7 protein-coding genes are annotated in these 5927 nt (G+C 32.1%); all 7 read right to left on the bottom strand.

Features of this window, described 5'->3' with window-relative positions:
- Window positions 1–135 precede the first annotated feature (135 nt).
- The 7 genes from HNV08_RS16110 to HNV08_RS16140 all read right to left on the bottom strand — a co-directional run bounded on the left by HNV08_RS16110 (window position 136) and on the right by HNV08_RS16140 (window position 5729).
- The gene (locus tag HNV08_RS16110; protein WP_173282394.1) at window positions 136–1104 is read right to left on the bottom strand and encodes a hypothetical protein; all 969 of its coding nucleotides are present in this window, start codon (window positions 1102–1104) and stop codon (window positions 136–138) included.
- A 542-nt stretch (window positions 1105–1646) separates the two neighbouring features.
- Complete coding sequence (locus tag HNV08_RS16115; RefSeq protein WP_173282395.1) at window positions 1647–2087, bottom strand: hypothetical protein; 441 nt, start codon at window positions 2085–2087, stop codon at window positions 1647–1649.
- Window positions 2088–2238: 151 nt separating this feature from the next.
- Entirely contained in the window at window positions 2239–2862 is a 624-nt protein-coding gene (locus HNV08_RS16120) for a toxin-antitoxin system YwqK family antitoxin (protein ID WP_173282396.1), read from the bottom strand.
- Window positions 2863–3019: 157 nt separating this feature from the next.
- On the bottom strand, window positions 3020–3490 hold the full coding sequence (locus HNV08_RS16125) for a DinB family protein (RefSeq protein WP_173282397.1): 471 nt from the start codon (window positions 3488–3490) through the stop codon (window positions 3020–3022).
- Between the two features lie 180 nt (window positions 3491–3670).
- Window positions 3671–4204, bottom strand: a complete 534-nt coding sequence (locus tag HNV08_RS16130; RefSeq protein ID WP_173282398.1) for a hypothetical protein — start codon at window positions 4202–4204, stop codon at window positions 3671–3673.
- 125 nt (window positions 4205–4329) lie between these two features.
- The gene (locus HNV08_RS16135; RefSeq protein ID WP_173282399.1) at window positions 4330–4998 is read right to left on the bottom strand and encodes a hypothetical protein; all 669 of its coding nucleotides are present in this window, start codon (window positions 4996–4998) and stop codon (window positions 4330–4332) included.
- 143 nt (window positions 4999–5141) lie between these two features.
- Window positions 5142–5729: a hypothetical protein gene (locus HNV08_RS16140; RefSeq protein WP_173282400.1), complete on the bottom strand. Its 588-nt coding sequence runs from the start codon at window positions 5727–5729 to the stop codon at window positions 5142–5144.
- Window positions 5730–5927: the final 198 nt, after the last annotated feature.

Below are 5927 nucleotides of genomic sequence, written 5' to 3' on the forward strand. Positions count from 1 at the left end.
AATAAGCTATTAAAACAAGCCTTTGCTATTGCTAAATCTGGATTAATATATGATGATACTTATAGAAGTACTTTAGTGAAAAATTAATGAGTTTTTACTTGTTTTTTACCACAGTACTTTGTTGTGGCTAGTGCTTTATTCGCCATTCGGAATGTTTTTATCTTTACAATACTTTTCAATTTCAGAATCATTCTCAAAATAGCCGTCACAAAATTCGTCAAGCTCTTTTTCAGTCGATTTGTAATAACGCTCTTGAGCTGTCATTAATCTGTCAGTTTGCTCAATGAATTGTTCAAATTCGTTGTTTATTTTACATAGTTTGTCAATTGTCTTAAAATCGAGGTCTTTGTATATTGCAGGAAATAATATTTTACTTTGATATGGATTAGCATTTAGTTCAATTATTCCAATTCCGAAAGATTGATTTAGTCTTTCCATTTCGTCCGACAAACTATCACTGAACTCAAATGCTACTAAATATCCGTAATTCGCCCAACTTGAATTTGAAACTGCTTGAAAATAGGCTTTTTTCAATTCCGTGTCCGAGTTAATTTCCTTTTTTAATTCGTAAGAGCTTAATTTAAAAGTATCAACTCTATTAATTGACTTTAAGAAATTCTGACTGACTTTGGTTTGCAAATTCAAAAATTTAACTCCAACCATATCTGGATGTGTCCAAATTTGGTTGCTGTCTTTTCCGTTCTTAGAGTGTTCGTGGAAAATTGTTTTTGAATATATTTTGGTATTCTTTAAGTAACTGCTCAAAAGTCTATGTAAATCTCTTTCGTTATATGATTTAGCTTTTACTTTAGGAAGTTTTACAGAAGTCGTTTCTGTTGAGCCTGATAAGATTTCAATTCCAATATCTTGTTCATTTTTGGTCAGGTAATATGCGTATGAACCTCCTTCTTGTTTTATTCTTTTAACACGAGAATCTCCATTTCTTATGAAATCTCCTAAAAGAGCAGAAATTGTTGCAGGTGGCGTTTTTGCAGGACCAAAGTCATAATATCCATTTTTAATAATATGGTCGTGAACTTCCATATAGTTTGTCAGTCCGTTTATATCGTCAAGACTTTTTAAAATGGCTTCTTTTATTGTCATATTTTTAATTCATTTTCGATGGTTTCTCGCATTAGCCACAACGGTTCGTGTATAATACGTTGCGTGGTTAAACAACTAATTTAGCAAACTTTTGCGAACCAGAGAAAATTCCAGCGGAATTTTCGTGAGTAGTCAATACCAAGCAATGGATTATATACCTTGTTAGCAGCAGTTTTTTTTAGAATAAAGGGTTAGATTGGTCGCAGAGATTAAAAGTCCAGCGTAATGAGGTAAATAGGCTTTAATGAACTCGCAACGCACGAATTGCACGGACGAGGAACCTGTCCTGCGTTAGAATTGGGAATTTTTGGTTCCAGTTATGGTTTATCTGACTTAAAAATCTAAAAAAAAATCGCGAAAAAAGGAAGCTGGTAAATTTTGAGTGACTATTGCTGCTAACGTGTTTGTGTATGGTTAGTTGCGTGGTTAAGCAACTAAGTTAGCAAACTTTTACGAACCCGTGAATATTCCGCAGGAATATTCGCAAGTAGAGAAGAATACAGCAATTAATTATACACGGTGTTGGCAGTAGTATTTTATTTTTACATTCCGATTCTTATTGATTTAATATTCAATTTTTTTAATTCCAATTCAAACTTGTCAATATTGTCTTTTGTCGTCTCAATTCTGAAGGAACTACTTTTGTTTTTTGAATCTACTATTAAATGTGAACCGCCAAAACGACCCTTTATTTTGTTGAATTTAATTTCTTTAATCTCGTTCAGAGGATAATTTTCGGTCGCGATTATAAATGGGAAAAGTGGTCTTTTTATTATCAAGTCAGTTTTTGTCAAATGAAAAGTTTTTATTTTTCTAACTAATTGAATTAGTCCGATTAAAACGAAACCAATTCCAACAAACTTTAGAGTTAGTTCAGAGAACTTAAAATACAGAAAAATTCCGATTTCAATTCCAATAATTTCGTCTAGAATGAACGCTATATTTTTTGATAAACTTACCTTAATTCGAAAATGTTCTGTCATTTTTTTATATTACTGCCAACGTGTTTGTGTATGGTTAGTTGCGTGGTTAAGCAACTAAGTTAACAAACATTTACGAACCAGAGAAAATTCCGCAGGAATTTTCGTAAGTAAGCTCAAAAAAGCAATTAATTATACACAGTGTTGTGCATAGTTATTTATTCCGTTCAATATATATATTTTCAGTTCGCGTTTCGATTAGCTCATCGTTTTTATCAAAAGTTTTGATAATTGTTTTTTTCTTTTTGTTCTCATATAATTCATAGCCTTCTGAATCTCCATTTTCATTATAATAATTAATCCTCTTATAATCGAGTGTCAGATTATCATAGAAGTGATGAGTCATTAATTCGCCACTTTCCCAATAGTGTTTTATGTCAATTGGTTTTCCATTTTTATAATTTCCTTCAGTCCTCTTATTTCCATTAGTGTAAAAATCAGTTTCATTTCCATCACAAACTTTTTCACAATTTAAGTAAGTCCAACGTTTTGAATGTAATTCATTTCCTCCAGCGAACAGAATTTTCGGAATTCGTATCGTGTCATTTTTAGTTTTTAAAGTAGTTGAGTATTGAAGCGTCCAATCATCAATTTCCTTAAAAATTGTTATGAGGTCGTAAGTCGTATGTGGCATATATAAAACCTCAAATTCAGGTTTAATTATTTGATTTGAACAGTCGTCATAAAAAACTAAATTCAAGTTTTCTTTTCCGCTGTTTTGGCTAAAACACGATAAGCTTATAGTTAGCAGAAAGATTGATTTTAGTACTGTCTTCATAATTATGCACAACGGTTTTGTATAAGATTAGTTGCGTGGTTTAGCAACGAATTTAGCAAATACAAACCGAATAGAAAATCCGTGAGGATTTTCGTAAATAGGCTCGTACCAAGCAATTAATTTTATACGTTGTTGGCAACTGGCTTTTTATTTTCAGTTAGTCCCATATTTGCGGTCGTTCAATTCCAATTGTTCTCAAATAACTCAACATTTGTCCTGTGTGAACAGATTCGTGATATGCGATTCGGTTTAGATAATCTCCAAGTTTTTTACTTTGTCCGACTTCTTTTCTCTCAATTCTCACATTCTCCAAGTCAGATTCTTTCAGTCCGTTTATCATACTCAAAAATTCCGTTCGATATTTTTCGGAAAAAGCCAATTCATTTTTTAAGTCCGAATATTTTAGTTCTTTCCAAGGCGATTTGTAATTTCCTAAATTCCCACGATTTTCTATGATTTTATGGAAAAGATGTTCGCCTTCTAAAACGTGTCTTATCATTTCGATAATCGTGAACGCATTTTCGTCAGGTTTCCAATTCAGGTATTTATTAGGAATTCCACTCCATAATTTTATACTCCGTCTTCTAATTTCGGAAAAGTTTAATAAAATAATTTCAGTTGAATTCATTGTTTAGATTTTGTTTTTGAGTTCGGTTTTCAGCTTGTTGCCAACGGTCTCGTATAACCGTCAGTTACGGGTTAAATTAGCGATTATTTTTGGTTTAGCACAAGCCTTAGCAATTCCGAGTGGATTCGGACGTAGTCGAATCCGCCGTAATTGCGGTTATACATTGTTGTGCGTTCGGCTTTATTCATTTTCGTTATCGAGACTTTCTAAAAACTTCATCGGGTCTTTCAAAAAACTATGAGCGTCCGAATTCCGAATACTTTCTTTGATTTCTTTAAAATCAGCATTCATTAATTTACCTTTTCTGTCCATAAACATCCAGTCGTTTTCTTTTCCCAATTCAATCATATTTTTCAAAAACTTAAATCCATTTTCTCGCAAATCCGCTCTAAAGGAAAATTCAGTTATCGACAATGTTTCTTCATTCAATCCCATAAAAGCATCATTGTCCAAAGTTTCAGTATATGTTTTCCAGTTAAAACTTGAACTACTATTTCCCCAATCAGCTCTTTTTACAATTGAGTCAATTTTTGGTGTTATTTCCTCTGCTTTTTTGTCAATTTCTTTCCAATATAATTCAGCATCAGATTCAAAGTATCCAGTTTCGGTACAAACTCCAATTTTGGCTGGAATCAAATCGTGTTTTTTTAGAATTCCTTCTTTAGGAACAACTGCTAAATTGCCATTTGTTTTCGGTTTCTTCAGCTGACGCACAACGTGTTTGTGTATGGTTAGTTGCGTGGTTGAGCAACTAAATTAGCAAACTTTTACGAACCTGCGAAAATTCCGCAGGAATTTTCGCAAGTAAGCACATAAAAAGCAATTAATTATACACGGTGTTACCAACCGTGCTTTCTTTTCGGTATTTTATGTTTAATTAAAACTACTTCATTTTCTAAAACCTCTATTGTATTTGGAATCTCAGGTTCTTTTCCGGATTCTTCCAGTTTTTTTCTATTCTCATCTACTTTTTTTTCACGTTTTAAGATTTCCGATAAGTTTTCTACGTATTCAACTTCTATATCTATTATTGAATATTTGGTATCAAGCTGAATTGTTGCTGTACGTTTTAAATCAGCAAAAATTAATTCGGCGCTCTGTATTTCGGAATATCTTGGAATTGTCCCTAGGTTAATTTTAAAAATACTATCTCCGAAAATCGATTTGTAATTGTATTCAGGTATAGAGGAAGTTGTTTTCAATAGTTTTCCATTTATTTTTAATCCAACGTTTGTTTTGTTTCCAAAGTAACTGATTCTGGTCAAGTCAGAAGTATCGGATTCTATGTCTTTTTTCTTTTCCGAAATATTATTCCTTATTTTTTCTTTAGTCTCTGGTTTTAATATTTTCCATTTTAATGCAATCCGTGACTTTTTAATATTTATAGTATCGGTTAATGTTTCGTAATTCACACGAATATCAGATTCAGATATTGGTTTGTATTCAGATTCTTGACTGTAAAGGTCAAATCCGAATATCAATATCAATATTAGAGTGAGTTTTTGCATTGTTGGTAACGTGTTTGTATATGGTTTGTTGCGTGGTTGAGCAACTAAGTTAACAAATAAAAACCGAATAGAAAATCCGCGAGGATTTTCGTAAGTAGGCTAGAACCAAGCAATAAATTATATACAGTGTTGGCAATAGTATTTTATTTTTTTATAATTGGTTCGTATGGAATTCCAAATAACCCTTTCTGCAAAGTAATTCCGAATTCTTTTTTCTGTTCAATTTTTGTATAATCATTTTTATCCATAAATATTCCGTCAACATCATTATCATAGGATTTGTCTGAAACTCTTCCACGAACTTCGTATTTATCTGCCGATTTAATTACCCAAGGTCCTGATTCCGTTAATTCTCCATTAGAAGTTACTGTGAAAGTACTCATAACGAAATTTTTATTCAACTTTTCGGTTTTTGATATTCTGTTTACTTTCAGAACAATGGTTGTTAATAAGTCAGAAGTAATTCCGAAAATCAAGTAACTCATAATTCCTATATAACCAATATAGATTGCTTTGGACCATTTTCTGCCATTATATTCAGTTTTGTGAAATGCAATCAGATAAGCAAAAACAATGGAAAAAATAATTGAAATTGGCAAAATAGAATTTCGTAATTCAGAAATATCACTTTTTAAATAGAGTTCCGATTCTTTCGGCAAAAAGTGAAAACTACAGAGCAATGCTATTCCAAGAAATGCAATTCCGATTATTGTTCTGGTTCGTCTTTTCATATTATTGCCAACGGTTCGTATATAATACGTTGCGTGGTTAAACAACTAATTTAGCAAACTTTTGCGAACCTGAGAAAATTCCAGCGGAATTTTCGTGAGTAATCAATACCAAGCAATGGATTATATACCTTGTTAGCAGCAGTTTTTTTTAGAATAAAGGGTTAGATTGGTCGCAGAGATTAAAAGTCCAGCGTAGTG

It is taken from the genome of Winogradskyella eckloniae (assembly GCF_013249045.1).
Taxonomy (GTDB): Bacteria; Bacteroidota; Bacteroidia; order Flavobacteriales; family Flavobacteriaceae; genus Winogradskyella; species Winogradskyella eckloniae.

Excerpts from the sequence above, each read along its gene's own strand:
- HNV08_RS16135 (WP_173282399.1), bottom strand. The coding sequence starts at position 4,998 with ATGCAAAAACTCACTCTAATATTGATATTGATATTCGGATTTGACCTT.
- HNV08_RS16140 (WP_173282400.1), bottom strand. The coding sequence starts at position 5,729 with ATGAAAAGACGAACCAGAACAATAATCGGAATTGCATTTCTTGGAATA.
- HNV08_RS16120 (WP_173282396.1), bottom strand. The coding sequence starts at position 2,862 with ATGAAGACAGTACTAAAATCAATCTTTCTGCTAACTATAAGCTTATCG.
- HNV08_RS16125 (WP_173282397.1), bottom strand. The coding sequence starts at position 3,490 with ATGAATTCAACTGAAATTATTTTATTAAACTTTTCCGAAATTAGAAGA.
- HNV08_RS16115 (WP_173282395.1), bottom strand. The coding sequence starts at position 2,087 with ATGACAGAACATTTTCGAATTAAGGTAAGTTTATCAAAAAATATAGCG.
- HNV08_RS16110 (WP_173282394.1), bottom strand. The coding sequence starts at position 1,104 with ATGACAATAAAAGAAGCCATTTTAAAAAGTCTTGACGATATAAACGGA.